Origin of the sequence: Modestobacter marinus (assembly GCF_011758655.1) — a bacterium.
In the GTDB taxonomy this organism is placed as follows: Bacteria; Actinomycetota; Actinomycetes; order Mycobacteriales; family Geodermatophilaceae; genus Modestobacter; species Modestobacter marinus.
This window is the reverse complement of the sequence record NZ_JAAMPA010000001.1, coordinates 72,622-89,353: the sequence shown is the minus strand read 5'-3', so window position 1 is coordinate 89,353 and position 16,732 is coordinate 72,622. Positions and strand designations below refer to the sequence as shown.

Annotated in this window: 16 protein-coding genes; 8 read left to right on the top strand and 8 right to left on the bottom strand. The window is 75.0% G+C overall.

All coding sequences use genetic code 11. From position 1 onward, the window contains the following. The first annotated feature begins 20 nt into the window (after positions 1-20). The 3 genes from FB380_RS00410 to FB380_RS00400 all read left to right on the top strand — a co-directional run bounded on the left by FB380_RS00410 (position 21) and on the right by FB380_RS00400 (position 3,051). The gene (locus tag FB380_RS00410; RefSeq protein ID WP_166753358.1) at positions 21-875 is read left to right on the top strand and encodes a patatin-like phospholipase family protein; all 855 of its coding nucleotides are present in this window, start codon (positions 21-23) and stop codon (positions 873-875) included. A gap of 31 nt (positions 876-906) precedes the next feature. Further along, positions 907-1,671, top strand: coding sequence for a crotonase/enoyl-CoA hydratase family protein (locus FB380_RS00405; RefSeq protein ID WP_166753357.1), 765 nt, complete (start codon positions 907-909; stop codon positions 1,669-1,671). Between the two features lie 243 nt (positions 1,672-1,914). Continuing rightward, positions 1,915-3,051 (top strand): glycerophosphodiester phosphodiesterase, encoded by a 1,137-nt coding sequence (locus FB380_RS00400; RefSeq protein ID WP_229682022.1) that lies wholly within the window; start codon positions 1,915-1,917, stop codon positions 3,049-3,051. 72 nt (positions 3,052-3,123) lie between these two features. Here FB380_RS00400 and FB380_RS00395 read toward each other — a convergent pair whose 3' ends face one another. Together FB380_RS00395 and FB380_RS00390 are read right to left on the bottom strand one after the other, a co-directional pair. Beyond that, complete coding sequence (locus FB380_RS00395) at positions 3,124-3,996, bottom strand: endonuclease domain-containing protein (RefSeq protein ID WP_166753355.1); 873 nt, start codon at positions 3,994-3,996, stop codon at positions 3,124-3,126. A gap of 124 nt (positions 3,997-4,120) precedes the next feature. After that, positions 4,121-4,636: a MarR family winged helix-turn-helix transcriptional regulator gene (locus FB380_RS00390; RefSeq protein ID WP_229682021.1), complete on the bottom strand. Its 516-nt coding sequence runs from the start codon at positions 4,634-4,636 to the stop codon at positions 4,121-4,123. Positions 4,637-4,725: 89 nt separating this feature from the next. Here FB380_RS00390 and FB380_RS00385 point away from each other — a divergent pair, with 89 nt between their 5' ends. Continuing rightward, entirely contained in the window at positions 4,726-5,283 is a 558-nt protein-coding gene (locus tag FB380_RS00385) for a YceI family protein (RefSeq protein ID WP_166753354.1), read from the top strand. A 103-nt stretch (positions 5,284-5,386) separates the two neighbouring features. Here FB380_RS00385 and FB380_RS00380 read toward each other — a convergent pair whose 3' ends face one another. Then, positions 5,387-7,471 (bottom strand): putative bifunctional diguanylate cyclase/phosphodiesterase, encoded by a 2,085-nt coding sequence (locus tag FB380_RS00380; RefSeq protein WP_166753353.1) that lies wholly within the window; start codon positions 7,469-7,471, stop codon positions 5,387-5,389. 183 nt (positions 7,472-7,654) lie between these two features. On the opposite strand from FB380_RS00380, the gene FB380_RS00375 reads away from it, so the two are divergent. From FB380_RS00375 to FB380_RS00360, 4 genes are all read left to right on the top strand, one after another. Then, the gene (locus FB380_RS00375; RefSeq protein ID WP_166753352.1) at positions 7,655-7,993 is read left to right on the top strand and encodes a hypothetical protein; all 339 of its coding nucleotides are present in this window, start codon (positions 7,655-7,657) and stop codon (positions 7,991-7,993) included. 202 nt (positions 7,994-8,195) lie between these two features. Next, positions 8,196-10,085: a translational GTPase TypA gene (gene typA, locus FB380_RS00370; protein WP_166753351.1), complete on the top strand. Its 1,890-nt coding sequence runs from the start codon at positions 8,196-8,198 to the stop codon at positions 10,083-10,085. A gap of 313 nt (positions 10,086-10,398) precedes the next feature. Next, complete coding sequence (locus FB380_RS00365) at positions 10,399-10,878, top strand: DUF5994 family protein (RefSeq protein ID WP_208382703.1); 480 nt, start codon at positions 10,399-10,401, stop codon at positions 10,876-10,878. A gap of 223 nt (positions 10,879-11,101) precedes the next feature. Then, the gene (locus tag FB380_RS00360; RefSeq protein ID WP_166753349.1) at positions 11,102-12,082 is read left to right on the top strand and encodes an NAD-dependent epimerase/dehydratase family protein; all 981 of its coding nucleotides are present in this window, start codon (positions 11,102-11,104) and stop codon (positions 12,080-12,082) included. Between the two features lie 46 nt (positions 12,083-12,128). Here FB380_RS00360 and FB380_RS00355 read toward each other — a convergent pair whose 3' ends face one another. The 5 genes from FB380_RS00355 to FB380_RS00340 all read right to left on the bottom strand — a co-directional run bounded on the left by FB380_RS00355 (position 12,129) and on the right by FB380_RS00340 (position 16,652). Then, the gene (locus FB380_RS00355) at positions 12,129-12,779 is read right to left on the bottom strand and encodes a class I SAM-dependent methyltransferase (protein WP_229682020.1); all 651 of its coding nucleotides are present in this window, start codon (positions 12,777-12,779) and stop codon (positions 12,129-12,131) included. Between the two features lie 9 nt (positions 12,780-12,788). After that, a complete protein-coding gene (locus tag FB380_RS00350; RefSeq protein WP_166753348.1) occupies positions 12,789-13,820 on the bottom strand; it encodes an NAD(P)/FAD-dependent oxidoreductase in 1,032 nt (343 codons plus the stop codon). A 110-nt stretch (positions 13,821-13,930) separates the two neighbouring features. Beyond that, positions 13,931-14,935: a sulfite exporter TauE/SafE family protein gene (locus FB380_RS00345; RefSeq protein WP_166753347.1), complete on the bottom strand. Its 1,005-nt coding sequence runs from the start codon at positions 14,933-14,935 to the stop codon at positions 13,931-13,933. 91 nt (positions 14,936-15,026) lie between these two features. Further along, on the bottom strand, positions 15,027-15,152 hold the full coding sequence (locus tag FB380_RS25160; RefSeq protein WP_268237739.1) for a putative leader peptide: 126 nt from the start codon (positions 15,150-15,152) through the stop codon (positions 15,027-15,029). 57 nt (positions 15,153-15,209) lie between these two features. Further along, on the bottom strand, positions 15,210-16,652 hold the full coding sequence (locus tag FB380_RS00340) for an MFS transporter (RefSeq protein ID WP_229682019.1): 1,443 nt from the start codon (positions 16,650-16,652) through the stop codon (positions 15,210-15,212). Positions 16,653-16,732 lie beyond the last annotated feature (80 nt).

Here is a 16,732-nt window from a genome sequence, read left to right as displayed (position 1 = left end):
GCGTGCGTCAGGATGGCCCGATGAGCGCGCGACGCACGGCCCTGGTCCTCGGTGGCGGCGGCATCACCGGCATCGCCTGGGAGATCGGGGTCGTCGCCGGGCTCGCCGAGGCCGGCGTCGACCTGACCTCCGCCGACCTCGTCGTCGGCACCTCGGCCGGCTCGGTGGTCGGTGCCCTGCTCACCACCGGCGCCGACGTCGAGTCGCTGCACGCGCGGCAGCTGGAGCCGGTCGGGCCGCACGAGCGGGCCGCCCGGCTGGGCCGCGGCACGCTGGCCCGGTACGGGCTGGCCATGCTGCTGGCCCGCCGCGACGACGTGGCCTTCCGCCGCCGGATCGGCGAGCTGGCGCGCACCGCCGCCGACACCGGCCGGACCCCGTCGGAGGAGGAGCGCCGCGCCGCGATCGAGGGCCGGCTGGCCGGCGCGCAGTGGCCCGACCGGCCGCTGGTGGTCACCGCCGTCGACACCGGGAGCGGGGAGTTCACGCCCTTCACCCGCGACTCCGGGGTCGACCTGGCCACCGCGGTCGGCGCCAGCTGCGCCGTCCCGGGCGTCTACCCGCCGGTGACCATCGGCGACCGGCGCTACATGGACGGCGGCATGCGCTCGACCGCCAACGCCGACCTGGCCGCCGAGTACGAGCGGATCGTGGTGATCGCACCGCTGCCGCGCGGCGCCGGCCTGATGGCCAGCGTCGACGCCCAGGTCACCGGCCTGGTCAGCCGGGTCGCCGTCGTCGCACCGGACGAGGCGAGCCGCGCCGCCATCGGCAAGAACGTGCTCGACCCCGCCGCCCGTGCCCCGTCGGCCCGGGCCGGGCGCACCCAGGCGGCCGGCGTCGCCGCCCGGGTCGCCGAGGTGTGGCAGGGCTGAACCGATCCGTCGACCCACGAGAGGACAGGCCATGACCGCACCGGTGCTCACCGAGGTGATCGACGGCGTCGGGGTGCTCACCCTGAACCGGCCGGAGGCCAGGAACGCCGTCGACCTGGCGACGACCGAGGCCCTGGCGGCCGCGATCGACGAGTTCGAGGCCCGCGACGACGTCGTCGTGCTGGTGCTGACCGGCGCCGGCGGGACGTTCTGCGCCGGCATGGACCTCAAGGCGTTCGCCCGCGGTGAGCGGCCGCGGATCGAGGGCCGGGGGTTCGCCGGGCTGACCGAGGCGCCGCCGGCCAAGCCGCTGATCGCCGCGGTCGAGGGCTGGGCGCTGGCCGGCGGCTGCGAACTGGCGCTCAGCGCGGACCTGGTGGTGGCCGCCCGGGACGCCCGGTTCGGCATCCCGGAGGTCAAGCGCGGGCTCTTCGCCGCCGGTGGTGGGGTGCTGCGGCTGGCCAAGGCGCTGCCCTACCAGCGGGCGATGGAGATGGCGCTGACCGGTGACCCGCTGCCCGCCGAGGAGGCGCACCGGTTCGGGCTGGTCAACGCCCTCACCGAACCCGGCGGCGCGCTGGCCGGTGCGCGCGAGCTGGCCGCCCGGATCGCGGTCAACGGCCCGCTGGGTGTGCGGGCCAGCAAGCAGCTGATCGCCGGGTCGGTCGGCTGGACCAACCGGGCCGCGCTGGAGGCCCAGCGGGAGCTGGCCGACCGGGTGTTCGGCTCGGCCGACGCGCTGGAGGGCGCCCGGGCCTTCGCCGAGAAGCGCACCCCGGTCTGGCGCGGCGAGTGACAGGCCGGCGGGCTCTCCCGGCCGGGAGAGCCCGCTGGCCTGTCACTCGATGAGCTCCCCTCCCGGGTGCGCGACGCGCCGGGCGACTCGCCGGACGCGCCGTCCGACTTCACCCGGTGTTCGCCGGGCATTGCCTGTGCGGGGTCCCAGGGCCCACTGTGCTGTCGGGCGGGCCGTCGGCGAGGGTCGCCGTCCGAGCCCGTGGGGGTCCCGATGAGCCGTACGTCCAGGCTGTCCGCCGCTGTGCTGACTGCCCTGCTCGCCGTCCTGCTGTCCCTGGTCGTCGCCCCGGCGTCCTCGGCCACGCCGTCCAGCAGTGCTGACCGCGGTGGCCACCAGGGCGCCGACCCCGACGAGGACCTGCTGGTCATCGGCCACCGGGGGGCCTCCGGCTACCGGCCCGAGCACACGCTGGCGTCCTACGAGCTGGCCGCCCGGATGGGCGCGGACTACATCGAGTGCGACGCGGTCAGCACCGCCGACGCCGTGCTGGTCTGTCGGCACGAGAACGAGATCTCCGGCACCACCGACGTCGCCGACCGCCCGGAGTTCGCCGACCGGCAGACGACCAAGACCGTGGACGGCGTCGAGCTGACCGGCTGGTTCACCGAGGACTTCACGCTGGCCGAGCTGCAGACGCTGCGCGCGGTGGAGCGGCTGCCCGAGCTGCGGGAGGAGAACACCCTCTACGACGGCCTGTTCGCGGTGCCGACCCTGGACGAGTTCCTGGAGCTGCGCGAGGAGCTCAGCCGGGAGCTGGACCGGGAGATCGGGGCCTACATCGAGACCAAGCACCCCACCTACTTCGACGGCATCGGGCTCTCCCTGGAGGAGCCGCTGCTGGCCGACCTGCGTGAGGCCTGCCTCGACCGTCCCGACTCGCCGGTCTTCCTGCAGTCGTTCGAGACGACGAACCTCCGCGAGCTGGACGCGGCCGGGGTCCGGGTGCCGCTGGTCCAGCTGCTGTCGGCCAGTGGCGCCCCGGCCGACCTGGTCGCCGCCGGCCAGCCGTACACCTACGCCGACCTCTCCAGCCCCGCGGGCCTGGCCGTGGTCGCCCGGTACGCCGACGGGGTGGGCCCGGAGAAGTCGCAGGTGATCCCGGTGGCCGAGGACGGCACGCTGGGCGAGCCGACCTCCTTCGTCGCGGACGCGCACGCCGTGGACCTCCTCGTCCACCCGTACACCTTCCGCAACGAGAACGAGTTCCTGCCGGCCGAGCTCGACGAGGGCACCGACCCGGCGGCCTACGGCCGGGCGCTCGAGGAGCAGCTGGCGTTCTGGGCGGCCGGCGTGGACGGCATCTTCACCGACAACCCGGACACCGGCGTCCTGACCCGCGACCTGTTCCTGGACGAGGCCCTGGCCCCCGCCGCCTGACGGGGGCACCCCTCCTGCGCACCGAGTGACAGCTCAGCGGGGTCTGCGGCTGCAGATGACCCCGCTGAGCTGTCACTCGCCGAGGGCAGCGGCGATCCTCGCCAGCAGGGCGGCGGGGGAGTGGAGGTCGGCCGCGGTCACGAACAGCACGCGCCAGCCCGCGGCCTGCAGCCCCTCGAGCCGCCGCCGGTCCGCGGCGATGCGGGTGGTGTGCCAGGCGCCCTCGTACTCCAGGGCGATCCGCCGGGCGGGCCAGGCGAAGTCGACCCGCGCCACGAACACCCCGTCGCGCCGGACGACGTGCTGGGCGACCGGGCGAGGCAGCGGGGACCGGTGGAGCAACAGGCGCAGCCTGGTCTCCTGCGGCGAGCCGGCCAGCCCGTCGGCGAGGGACGTCGCCTGGCGGGCCCGGCGGCAGCCGCGGCCGCTCAGCTCTGCGGCCGTGAGCTGCAGCGTGGTCAGCGTGGTGAGCCGGGCGGCCACGAACCGGTCGAGCAGGACGACGGCGTCGTCCGGCGCCAGCCGTGCGGCGAGCTCCAGGGCCGTCGTCTCCGGGGCGGTCGCCCGGACCCCCTCGACCGGGCGCACCTGCGCAGCGGGGACCAGCCGACGGCGCACCGCCACCCCGGCGGCGGCGCCGCGGGGCGTCCCCGGTGCGACGGTGACCTCCACGTCGTCCTCCGGGAGCGCGAGGTCGGCCAGCCCCCACAGTGCCGCCGCGCTGGCGCCGGAGAGGACACCGTGCGGGAGCAGGAGCCGGCCGACCGCCCGGGCGCGCACCGTGTGGGTCACGTCCAGGGTCGCGTCGGCGTAGACGTCCGGGAAGAGCCGCACCCAGCCGGGGCCGCGCAGGCAGTCGGCGGTCAGCAGGCCGCTGCGGACGGCCGACGTGCCGCGGAAGACGCGGCCGCGGAGCTGCTCGGGACGACGGACGGGGCGAGGCACCGCCGCACCCTGCCGCAGCGCGGGAGGTCGCCGCTGCCGTCGTCCACAGTCGGCGAGTGACAGCTCGCGGCCCCACGCAGTCGCGGAGGGCCCGCTGAGCTGCCACTCGGCAGCAGCGGTGGGGTCAGTCGTCGTTGAGGTGGCGGAGCAGGGTCTCGCCGATGTCCTGCATCGCCGCGACCTGCTCCGGGCTGAGCTGGTCGAACAGGTGGCTGCGCACGCTCTCCACGTGCACCGGCGCCGCGCCCTCCAGGGCCGAGAACCCCTCGTCGGTCAGGACGGCGAGCTGCCCGCGCCCGTCGTCGGGGCAGACCTGCCGGCGCACCCAGCCGCGCTCCTCCAGCCGGGACACCGCGTGGGACAGCCGGCTGCGGGAGGACAGGCAGCGTTCGGCGAGCTCGCTCATCCGCAGCTGCCGGCCCTCGGTCTCCGACAGCTGGACGAGGATCTCGTAGTAGGCGTGCGAGATGCCCGTCTGGCGGGTCAGCTCGCGGTCGAGCCGGTCGTCGAGGAGCATCCAGCTGTACAGCCAGGCGCGCCAGGCACGCTGCTCGTCGGCGTCCAGCCAGCGCGTCGCGGCGGGCGGGACCGGGGCGGCTGCGCCCGCCGCCCGCACCGCGGGGGACACGTCACTCGTCATGGGTGCGAGGGTACTGGCGGAATGCTCAAGCGTTCAACTACGCTGTGCCCGACGCAGGCAGTCAAACGCTCAACCACTCGGAGGTCACCATGGTCAGCACCACCCAGATCCCCGGCTACGTCGTCGGCACGTGGGACATCGACGCCTCCCACTCCACGGTGGGCTTCTCGGTCCGCCACATGATGGTCAGCAAGGTCCGCGGCTACTTCCGCGAGTTCTCCGGCGAGATCGTCACCGCCGAGGACCCGGCGCAGTCCGCGGTGCACGCCACGATCGACATGGACTCGATCGACACCCGCCAGGAGCAGCGCGACGCCCACATCAAGTCCGCTGACTTCTTCGACGTCGGCAACCACACGGTCATGGAGTTCCGCTCCACCGGCGTGCGCAACAAGGGCGAGGACTGGGTCGTCGAGGGCGACCTGACGATCAAGGGCATCACCAAGCCGGTGACCCTCGCCCTGGAGCTCAACGGCTTCGGCCCCGACGCCTACGGCGGCACCCGCGCCGGCTTCTCCGGCAAGACCTCGATCTCCCGCAAGGAGTTCGGCGTGGACATCGACATGCCGATGGACGGCGGCGGCGTCGTCGTCGGCGACAAGATCGACGTCGAGCTCGAGATCGAGGGCGTGCTCCGCACCGCCTGAAGAAGGACTTCTGCCCCCCACCGCTCGCAAGCTCGCGGCGGGCCCCTGCAGAGGGGCCGGACAGCAGCGCTCCCACCCGCCCGGGTGGGAGCGCTGCTGCGTCTCAGGGCAGGCGCAGCCGCCGGCTCTCCGCCAGCAGCACGCCCACCCGGTCGCCGGTCACCGGTGGGCAGAGGTGGTCCCCCTGGGCGTAGGTGCACCCCGCCCGGCGGGCCAGCTCCAGCTGCTCGGCGGTCTCCACCCCCGCGGCGAGCACCGCCATGTCCAGCGCCGCGCCCAGTGCGGCGACCGCGCCGAGCAGCGCCTCAGGCGCCGGGGCGCCGGCCGGCAGGGGCCTGACCAGCTCGCGGTCCACCCTCAGCACGTCCGCGGTCAGCGAGGCCAGCACCGCCAGGGAGCCGTGGCCGGCGCCGAAGCCGTCGACGGCGATCCGGACGCCGGCCGCGCGCAGCGCACGGAGCTGGTCCACCGCGGGGCCGGGATCGCGGGCCAGCGCCGTCTCGGGCAGCGCCAGCACGAGGCCCTCCGGGTCCGGGCCGCCGGCAGCCAGCGCCCCGAGGACGTCGTCGACCAGCGTGCCGGAGGAGAGGTGGACGGCGCCCACCCCGACCGTGACGGCCAGCTCGTGCCCGTCGGCCCGCCACGACCGGGCCTGCGCGATCGCCGTCCGCAGCAGCCAGCGGGTGACCGGCACGATCAGCCCGGTCTCCTCGGCCATCGCCATGAAGCCAGGGGGTTCCAGCCGGCCGTGGCGCGGGTGGTCCCACCGCACGAGCGCCTCGCACCCGGTCACCTCGCCAGTGGGCAGGTGCAGCACGGGCTGCCAGGACACGGTCAGTTCGTCCAGTGCCGCGGCGTCCGGCAGGTGGGTGTCGACCGCACGCCGGTCCTCCAGGGCAGTGCGCCGGGTCGAGGTGGGGTGCTGGTCGCGGCCGTCGGACTTGGCGGCGTACATCGCGGCATCGGCGTCCCGGAGCAGGTCGTCGGGCCCGGTGTGCGCCGGGTCGGAGGTGGCCGTCCCGATGCTGGCGGTCACCGACACCCGCGTGCCGGCCAGCTCGAAGGGGTCGTCGAAGACGGCCCGGAACCGCTGGGCCAGCAGCTCCCCGGCCGGGGCGTCGCAGTCGCGGGCGACCACCACGAACTCGTCGCCGCCCAGCCGGCCGACCACGTCGGTCGTGCGGGTCCGCTCGGACAGCCGCGTCGCCAGCTCCCGCAGCAGCAGGTCGCCGGTCGAGTGCCCGAGTGAGTCGTTGACCTGCTTGAACCCGTCGACGTCCAGGTAGAGGACGGTCACCGGGCCGGCGTCCTCCGCCAGCGCGCCGGCGATCGTCTCGTGCAGGGCGGCCCGGTTGGGCAGCTCGGTGAGGTGGTCGTGGCGGGCCTGCCAGGCGGCCTGCTGTTCGGCGCGCACCCGGTCGGTGATGTCGGTGTGGGTGACGACGACGCCCGGTCCGCCGTCCACCGGGAAGGCCTGCAGGTGCCACCAGCGGCCGGCCTTGCCGGTGCCGGCGGGCGGCGGGGAGTAGTCCAGGGAGAAGGACGGGACCCGCCGGTCGAGCACCGCCTCCAGCCCCTCGACCGCCAGCCGGGCGTCGGGGTCGCCCGCCGCGGCCAGCGCCCGGCAGGCGGCCAGGTAGTCGTCGCCGGTCCCGCAGGCGGCGGGACGGCCGGCCGACGCCGCCGCGCCCAGGGCCCAGGCCGCGTTGGTGGTGAGGATGGTCCCGTCACCGCCGAGGATCGCCGTCCGGGCCGGCAGCGCGTTGAGCACCGCTCGGACCAGCGAGGACTCCGCAGCCCGCTCCTCGTCGAGGGTGCGGCGTTCGTGCACGTCGCGGAAGAAGAGCACCAGGTCGTCGAGGACGGGGTGGGCGCGCATCTCGAACCACCGGTCCAGCGGTTCGTAGAAGAACTCCAGGTGCTGGCTCTCACCGGTCGACCGGGCCCGCCGGACCGACTCCTGCCACGCCGCACCGGGCCGGTCCGGGAACTGGGTCCACAGCACCTGGCCGAGCAGCTCGGAGGCCGGGCGGGCCAGCAGCCGCTCGGCGGCGACGTTGACCCAGGTGTAGCGGTAGTCGGCGTCGAGGAAGCAGACGGCCTCGCTGATCGAGGTCAGCGCCTCCGTCGTCCGCGCACGCCAGGACCCGTCGGCCACCCACGGTGGTGGGTCGGCGTGCTGGGCCATCGGCGACTCCTCGCACCGTCCGGACGGACTCGAGCGGCGAACCGTACCGCCCAGCATCGCCGATCATCCCGCTCCGTGCCCGGCAGCTCGCAGGGGACACACAGGTGGACGCCGGGACCCGGACGGCTCCCCGCACGACAGCGCCGACCCCACCGGCCCGTCCGCGCTGGGACACTGGGCGACATGTCGACCTCGACCCTCAGCCGCGTGCAGACCCGCTTCCCGTCGGCCGTCGCGGTGGCCGTCGGACTGGCCGCCGGGTTCGCGGTGGCCCAGGGCACCGGTGTGCGGGCGCTCGGCGGCGTCCTGTTCGCCGCGGGCGGCCTGGCCGCCGGGTGGCTCTGGTACCGCCGTCGCGGGGCGGCGGTGGCCGCCGCGCTCGCGGCCGGCTACGTGGCCGCCTTCGTCCTGGCGCACGTGCTGGCGATCGGCGTGGGCTGGCCCGCCTGGCTCGCGGTCGGGTCGGTCACGGTGCTCGCTGCCGCGGTGTCGTGGGTGGTGGCGGACCGGCCGACGTCGTGAGGCCCCGGTCCAGCGGCTGGACCCGAGCCTGCGGGGGATGAGGGGGGGACCGAGGTCCGCCGAGAGTGGTAGACCGGTCACAGCCGACCGGCGAGGGGCCGTCGTCCCCTACCATGGGAAGGCCTCGGCCGCCCGTGCCGTTGCACCTGTCGCGCGCCGCTGCGCGCAGACCCCCACGCGATCCCCCGAGGTGCCTCTCCGCATGCCCACCCGCAACGACCTGCGCAACGTGGCGATCGTCGCCCACGTCGACCACGGCAAGACGACCCTGGTCGATGCCCTGCTCCGGCAGGCCGGTGCCCTGGGCCGCGCCAAGGGCGAGGGAACCGACAACGACTCGACCCAGGACCGGGTCATGGACTCGATGGACCTGGAGCGCGAGCGCGGGATCACCATCCTCGCCAAGAACACCGCGATCCACATGCGCGACGACGACGGCAACCCGATCGTCGTGAACATCGTCGACACCCCCGGCCACGCCGACTTCGGTGGTGAGGTCGAGCGCGGCCTGTCGATGGTCGACGGCGTCGTCCTGCTCGTCGACGCCTCCGAGGGCCCGCTGCCGCAGACCCGCTTCGTGCTGCGCAAGGCGCTGGGCAAGGGGATGCCGGTCATCCTCGCGGTGAACAAGACCGACCGGTCCGACGCCCGCATCGAAGAGGTCGTCGACGAGTGCTACGAGCTGTTCCTCGAGCTGCTCGAGGACGCAGGGCTCCCCGCCGAGGCGCTGGAGTTCCCGATCGTCTACTGCAACGGCCGCACCGGCCAGGCCTCCCTGAACCGCCCCGAGAACGGCACCGTCCCGGACAGCCCGGACCTCGGCCCGCTGGTCCAGACCCTGCTGGAGACCATCCCGGCGCCGGAGTACGACGCCGAGGAGCCGCTGCGCGCGCAGGTCACCAACCTCGACGCCTCCCCGTTCCTGGGCCGGCTGGCGCTGCTGCGCATCCACTCCGGTGAGATGAAGCGCGGCCAGCAGGTCGCCTGGTGCAAGGTCGACGGCACCATCGACCGGGTCAAGATCACCGAGCTGCTGGTCACCGAGGGCCTCACCCGCACCCCGGCCGAGAGCGCCGGCCCCGGCGAGCTCGTCGCCATCGCCGGCATCGAGGACATCATGATCGGCGACACCCTCGCCGACCCGAACGACCCCCGCCCGCTGCCGCCGCTGACCGTCGACGAGCCGTCGATCTCGATCACCATCGGGATCAACACCTCGCCGCTGTCGGGCAAGTCCGGCAAGAAGGTCACCGCCCGGCTGATCAAGAACCGCCTCGACCAGGAGCTGGTCGGCAACGTCTCGGTGAAGATGCTGCCCACCGAGCGCCCGGACACCTGGGAGATGCAGGGCCGGGGCGAGCTGGCCCTGGCCATCCTGGTCGAGCAGCTGCGCCGTGAGGACTTCGAGCTCACCGTCGGCCGCCCGACCGTGGTCACCAAGGAGATCGACGGCAAGCTGCACGAGCCGGTCGAGCGGGTCACCATCGACACCCCCGGTGAGTACGTCGGCACGCTGACCCAGGCGCTGGCGATCCGTCGCGGCCGGCTGGAGAACCTGGTGCACCACGACACCGGCTGGGCGCGGATGGAGTACATCGCGCCGTCCCGTGGGCTGATCGGGTTCCGCACCGAGTTCCTCACCGAGACCCGGGGCACCGGCGTCTTCAATCACCAGCTCGAGGGCTACGAGCCGTGGCTGGGCGACATGCGCGCCCGCCCGACCGGCTCGCTGGTCGCCGACCGCTCCGGCGTGGCGACGACGTACTCGATGTTCTCGCTGCAGGAGCGCGGCCAGATGATGGTCGAGCCGGCCACCGAGGTGTACGAGGGCATGATCGTCGGGGAGAACTCCCGCCCCGACGACATGGACGTCAACATCACCAAGGAGAAGAAGCTCACCAACATGCGCAAGTCCACCTCCGAGGAGCTGGAGCGGCTCATCCCGCCGAAGATCCTCAACCTGGAGCAGGCGCTGGAGTTCTGCGCCGAGGACGAGTGCGTGGAGGTCACCCCCGGCGCCGTGCGGGTGCGCAAGGTGGAGCTGGACCAGACGATCCGCGGGCGGGCCAAGAACCGGAAGCCCAAGCCCTGAGGCAGCACCCCGTCCGCCGGACGGGGTCGCCCGGACGCCGTCGTCCCCTCCGGGGGACGGCGGCGTCCGTCGTCCCGGGGGTCTGACACGCCGACCGGGTCTGCCGAGACGCGTGGGGCAGTTGTGTCGAGAGTTGCCGGTCGGTCACGTGCCGTGAGGGCTCGCGGGGCGCGGCGGCGGGGTTCGGTGGTGCTCCTCGTGGCGCGCCGGGGTGTCGTGGCGGCGGCCGTACGTTCCGGTCCGGAGAGGTGTGCCCGGCAGGGGAAGGCCGGGCACGCCTGGGGGAACGGTGCGAGAGGTGGTCGGGGAGCCGATGACGGTCCAGCGGGCAGCGGGTTTCCGGAACGGGATCGACGTGCGGGTGCGGCTGCGCCCGGCGACGGCAGCGTCCGACGGGACGTTCGACGGCGCATGGTGGCCGCGCAGCCGGCTGCTCTCCGTCGAGCTGCCCGAGCTGGCGGCGGCGCTGCAGAGCCTGGGCGTGCGGATCGACCGCTTCACCTACGCCGTGGGCGCCTGGGACGAGCCGCCGGCCCGCAAGGTGCAGATCGGCGACCGGACCGTGCGCACCGGCGGGTTCGCCAGCATGGACCAGCAGCTGGTCTCCCTCACCGTGGACGGCGAGCGTCGGGTCGACCTGCTCGTGGTGCCGCCGGAGGCCGACGCGCTCACCGGCGTCCGGGCGCTCCGGCTGGCCGGTCTGCGCGAGGACGCCGGCAACCCGCAGCGAGGGCTGCTCACCGCGCCGTCCCGGTCCCAGGTCGTCCCGCTGACCGGCGTCCGCGCCGGCTGAGCTGCGCGACGGCGCCGGCTCGGCGGCCTCCCACCGGCTCGGCCCGGCGGGCTCGCCGGCTGGGCCCGGCGGCCTGGAGGCTGAGCCGGGTCACCGACCGTGGGGCCGTGCCGTGACGCGGTGACCCCGACGGTCCGGTGGCTCCACCCCGGCTCGGTGTCGGCTGCTACGCCGGGCGCGAACCGGCTGGACGGCGGACCGGTCGCTGCGCTGAGGTCGGGGGATGCGACTCCTGGTCCTCGGCGGCACGCACTTCCTCGGCCGGCACGTCGTCGACGCGGCGCTGGACCGCGGGCACGAGGTGGCCACGTTCACCCGCGGGGTCACCGGCGCGCCTCCGGCCGGGGCCCGCGCGCTGATCGGTGACCGCGACGACCCGCTCGCCCTCCCCGCGGCGCTGGACGGCTGGACGCCGGAGCTGGTGGTCGACACCTCCTGCCAGACCCGCGCGGCGGCGGAGCACGCGGCGACCGCGCTCGCCGACGTGACCGGCTACGCCTTCGTCAGCAGCCTCAACGCCTACCGGGACTGGCCGCCGGGCCCAATCGCCGGCGAGCAGGCCCCCACCTGGGACACCGACGAGGACTCCTACGGCCCGGACAAGGCCCATGCCGAGCGGGTGCTGGGCGCGACGCTGGGGGAGCGGTTCCTGACCGCCCGGGCCGGGCTGATCGTCGGGCCGCACGACCCGCTGTACCGGCTGGGCTGGTGGCTGGACCGGATCGCCGCCGGTGGTCGGGTCGTCGTCCCGGCCGAGGGGCTGGACCAGCCGATCGCCCTGGTCGACGCCCGGGACCTGGCCGGCTGGCTGGTCGCGATGGCCGAGCGCGGGCAGGGCGGCGCGGTCAACGCCACCGGCCGGGCCGGGATGACGACGTTCGGCGGGCTGCTGGACACCTGCCGGGAGGTGACCGGCGGCGACGCCGAGTGGCTGCCGGTGCCGGAGGCGGAGCTGCTGGCGGCCGGCGTCAAGGAGTGGGTCCACCTGCCGATGTGGCTCGCCGCCGCGACCGCCCGTACCGCCTGGGACGTGGACACCACCCGCGCCCGGGAGCTCGGCCTGCCCTCCCGCCCGGTGCGCGACTCGGTCGCCGACACCTGGGGGTGGATGCAGGACAGCGCGCGCCCGCAGCCCCCGGCCGGCCGGGAACTGCCGGGCCTCCCGCCGGAGCTGGAGGCCTCCCTGCTGGCTGCCCGGGGATGAGCAGGGGTGGAGCCGCGTGCTCGCGGCTCCACCCCGTGCCGGGTGGTCAGCCCCGGCGGCGGGCCCGCACGATCACGTCGGCGTGGTGGTGGTCGTCCCCGCCGGCCGGTCGCGGCCGCTCCTCGGCGACGAGCACCTCCCACTCCTGCGGGTCCAGGTCCGCGACCACCTGCTCCGCGGTGGCGAACCGGTCGCCGCCCCACATCGCGGCGCGCTGCTCGTCCCAGGGGTGGCCGACCCACAGCAGCGTGCCGCCGGGGGCGACGCCGGCCGCCAGCCGCGGGACCAGCTCGTGGCGCAGCGCCTCCTGCGGGTGCAGGAAGTGCGCGGTCACCAGGTCGTGGGCCCGCTCCGGCGGCTGCCACGTACCGACGTCCCCGCGGACCCACTCGACGCGCTCGGTGAGGCCGGCCGCGGCGGCGTGCTCCGCGGCGCGGGCGAGGGCCACCTCCGACCAGTCCAGCCCGGTCACCTGCCAGCCGCGGCCGGCGAGCCAGAGGACGTCGCCGCCCTCGCCGCAGCCGACGTCCAGCGCCCGGCCCGGTGGCAGGTCGGCGACCTCGGCCACCAGCGCGGCGTTGGCCCGCCCGCTCCACAGTGCAGCGGAGTCGCGGTAGCGCTCCTCCCAGGACGCCAGGTCGTGGCCGCCGGAGGGCTGGGCGTGCTCGTGGTCGTGGTCGTGGTCGTGGTCGTGCACCGTTCCTCCTCAGATCCCGTGCCGGCGGTCGCCGAGCACCTGGTCGCACAGTTCCCGTTCGCTGGCGGGGGAGAAGACCAGCCGGGCGGTGGTCGCCCGTCGGGCCGCCACGGCCCGCCGGGTGTCCTCGGCGATCAGGTCGCCGTTGAGCCCGGCACCGGCCTTGAGCCCGGCGGCGGCCGCGCCGATCACCTGCGCCATCAGGTCGGTGACGTTGCCGGCCACCCAGACCCCGGGGACGTCGGTCGAGCCAACCGGGGTCGAGGGGACGGCGCTGCCCACGACGTGACCCATCACCTCCAGCGGCTCCACCGGCAGGCCCAACGACTCCAGCAGGGCGGACCGGGCGGTGAACGTGGGGGCGACGACCAGGGCATCGCGGGGCACCACCTGACCGGAGGCCAGCCGGACGCCGGTCAGCCGATCCCCGTCGGACTCGACGGCCGCGACCGTGCCGACGACGACCGAGACGCCGCGGGCCGCCAGCTGCTCCCACTCCTCGTCGGTGGGCTCGGCCTGGGCGTGCAGGAAGAGGGTGACGTCCTCGCTCCACTGCCGCCACATCAGCGCCTGGTGCACCGACATCGGGCTGGTCGCCAGGACGCCGATGGCCTGGTCGCGCACCTCCCAGCCGTGGCAGTACGGGCAGTGCAGGACGGCGCTGCCCCACAGCTCCCGCACGCCCGGGACGTCGGGCAGTTCGTCGACCAGCCCGGTGGTCACCAGCAGCCGCCGGCCGCGCACCGACCGGCCGTCGGCCAGTCGTACCTCGAACCCGCCCTCGACCGGGGTGGCGGAGGTGGCCTCGCCCTCGGTGAACTCCCCGCCGTAGCCGGCCACCTCGCCGCGCCCGATCGCCAGCAGTTCGAGCGGCGGGGTGCCCTCCCGGCCCAGGTAGTTGTGCGCGTGTGCGGCGGGGGCGTTGCGGGGGGCGCCGCCGTCCACCACCAGGACCGACCGGCGGGCGCGGCTGAGTGCCAGCGCACCGCTCAGGCCGGCGGCTCCGCCGCCGACCACGACCACGTCGTACTCCGTCTCCACCGTGCACTCCTCTGCTAGGACCGCGGGTCACCGGGGTGGTGACCCGCAGGTCCGACAGTGCGCCGACCGAGCGGTCTACGGCAAGGGAGTTTGCTGCTACGGCAAGACCGTCAGCGTGGGGTGTGGCACACCGGGAGGTCGTCGGCGGGCGCCACCTGGCCGGGGTGCGCCCGGCGCTCGGTCCGGGCCAGCCGCTCCTGCTCGGCCAGCTGCTCGGCCTCGGCGGCCAGCGCCTCGGCCGCCTCCTGCGCCCGCTCCCGGCGGTACTCGCGGAACGACCAGACCGCCGCTGCCGCCCAGGTCACGTAGACGAGCGTCAGGACCACGTACCGCACCGGGTCGCTCGCGCCGACCCAGTCGCTGTCGAGCAGGCTGGTCGCGTTGGTCGAGACGATCATGCCGCCGACCCCGGCGCCGAGCAGGCGCGGCGGGACGAAGCGCACCAGCCAGGCGGCCAGCGGTGCGGCGACCAGGCCGCCGGCCAGCAGGCCGACCACCCAGAAGGCGTTGATGCCCTGGCTGCCGAGGGCGAGCAGGAAGCCCAGGCTCGCGGCGAGGGAGACCAGGAACTCCGAGGTGTCGATCGAGCCGATCGTCTTGCGCGGCTCCATCCGGCCGCTGGCCAGGATGGCCGGCGTGCTGACCGGGCCCCAGCCACCGCCGCCGGTGGCGTCGATGAACCCGGCGGTCAGGCCGAGGGGGGCGAGGAACCGCTTGCGCATCGGCTTGCCGAGCTGGCGCCGGTCGATGCCGCGCAGGGTGAACCGGGCCAGCAGGTAGAGGCCCAGGCCCAGCAGGATCAGCGACATCACCGGCCGGGCGACGGCGGTGGAGATGTTCGACAGCACGGTCGCCCCCGCGAAGGCACCGATCGCGCCCGGGACGCCGATCTTGGCGACCACCTTCCAGTCGACGTTGCCGAACTTCCAGTGCGACAGGCCCGAGGCGAGGTTGGTGCCGATCTCGGCGAGGTGCACCGTGGCCGAGGCGGCGGCCGGGTTGGTGCCGATGGCGAGCAGCAGCGTCGTCGAGGTGACGCCGTAGCCCATGCCCAGGCTGCCGTCGACGAGCTGCGCGCCGAGGCCCGCGAGGGCGAGCAGGATCAGGGTCTTCACGAGGGGTGTGCTCCGGGTTCCGGGGTGCGGGCGCGCCGGGTGAGGCGCAGCGGACCGCGGTGGACGAGGGGCGCCGGGACGGCGCGGGAGGTCAGCGGCCGAGACAGACGGCGGTGCTGACCCGGAGCAGGTCGACGTGCAGGCGGCTGACCAGGAAGGCGCCGGGGAGGGCGGCCGGGAGGCGGGTGGGGAGCCCACCGGTGGCCGTCGTCGTCACGGCGACATTCCTACCATGTTGGTAGGGATTGCGCGGGAGGAGGCCGGGAGTGCGCCGTCACGTCCGCAGGACGTCGTTGCGCACGGTCGCCCAGGAGACCGCGGCACCCAGCACCATCACCGCCGCGCACACCCCCACGGCCAGCGAGTAGCCGTCGCTGAAGGACGCGGCATCGGTGTGGTCGTCCCCGGAGAGCCCCACCGCCACCGGCAGCGCCGCGACCGCGAGCAGGTTCGCGGCCCGGGCCACCGCGTTGTTCACCCCGCTGGCGACCCCGGCCAGGTGGTCGGGGGCGGCACCGAGCACGGTCGCGGTCAGCGGAGCCACCACCAGGGACATGCCCAGCCCCAGGCCGAGCGAGCCGGGCAGCACGTCGACCCACCAGGAGCTGCCGGGCCCGACCCGGGTGAGCCACAGCAGGCCACCGGCGGCCACCAGCGGGCCGACGGTCATCGGCAGCCGCGGGCCGATCCGCTGGGCGAGCGCACCGGCCCGGGCCGACAGCAGCGTGATCACCAGGATCGTCGGCAGCAGTGCGGCACCGGCCGCGGTGGCCCCGTACCCGAGGACGGTCTGCAACTGGAGGACCAGGAAGAACATCACCCCGCCCAGCGCCCCGTAGACGGCCAGGGTGCTGAGGTTGGCGCCGGTGAACTGCCGGTCGGCGAAGACGCCCAGCGGCAGCATCGGCTGCGCGGCCCGGCGCTCCCGGACGACGAACGCGGCCCCGGCCAGCACGCCGACGGCGGCGGCGACCCACACCTCGGGCTGCCCGGGGTCGCTGCCCGCCGTGATCAGCGCGTCGGTCACCCCGGCCAGGGCCAGCGCGCCGAGGACGGCGCCGAGCACGTCGAAGCGCCCGGTGCGCTCGGGGTCGCGGCTCTCCGGCAGGTGCCGGGCGGCGACCAGGACCACGACCACCGCGAACGGCACGTTGATCCCGAACACCCACCGCCAGCCGACCGTGTCGACCAGGAACCCGGCGAGGAAGGGGCCGACCAGGCCGGCCAGCCCACCCAGCGCCGACCACAGGCCGATCGCGCGCGGCCGGTCCTGATGCCGGAAGGAGGCCTGGATGATCGCCAGGCTGCCGGGGGTCAGCAGCGCGCCGCCGATGCCCTGCAGCACCCGGGCGGCGACGAGTTGTCCGGTCGTCTGCGCCAGCCCGCAGGCCAGCGAGGCGACGGCGAACCAGACGACGCCAAGCACGAAGACCCGGCGGCGTCCGTACCGGTCGCCCAGCGCGCCACCGAGCAGCACCAGCGAGGCCAGCGCCAGGGTGTAGCCGGTCACCGTCCACTGCAGCCCGGACAGCGACGATCCGAGGTCCCGGCTGATCGACGGGAGCGCGACGTTGACCGCGGTGGCGTCCAGCAGCGCCATGGCCGAGGCCAGCACGGTGGCCAGCAGCACCCAGCGGCCCGGGGCGGTGCCGAGCGCGACCGGCTGACCGGTGATCGGCCGTGGCGCCCCGGCCGCCGCGGGCGGGGTCGTGGTCACCGGGTCATCCTCGCCGACGTCGGGAGCCGTGCGCCTCCGCTCGGTGTGGGCCGGCTCTCGTCCCCGGCCCGGTACCGCCG